General features: G+C 48.7%; 1 protein-coding gene. It reads left to right on the plus strand.

Annotation, left to right across the window (positions count from 1 at the left end):
* Position 1: 1 nt before the first annotated feature.
* Positions 2-265 (plus strand): LacI family DNA-binding transcriptional regulator (locus KVT34_RS30385; protein ID WP_309244145.1); only part of this gene is annotated, 264 nt, incomplete at its 3' end.

Consider the following 265-nt stretch of genomic DNA (forward strand, 5'->3'; position numbering starts at 1 on the left):
CGTGTCCAGGGTTTTGAATAAGGGCGAGCACGTGAGCGAAAAGCTTGAAAAGAAAGTGCGTCAAGCGATCGAGCAGCTTAATTATTCGCCCAGTTTGATTGCCAAGAGTCTGAAACGGAATAAGACCAATCTGATCGGGGTCATTATCCCCGATATTACGTCCAGCTTCCAAGCGACGATTCTGAGCAACATCGAAGAGACCTTGGGGCGCAGAGGCTATAACCTGCTCGTTTCCAACATTGTCGAGGATACGGATAAGGTCGTT

The organism is Paenibacillus sp. GbtcB18 (assembly GCF_019091125.1).
In the GTDB taxonomy this organism is placed as follows: Bacteria; Bacillota; Bacilli; order Paenibacillales; family NBRC-103111; genus Paenibacillus_F; species Paenibacillus_F chitinolyticus.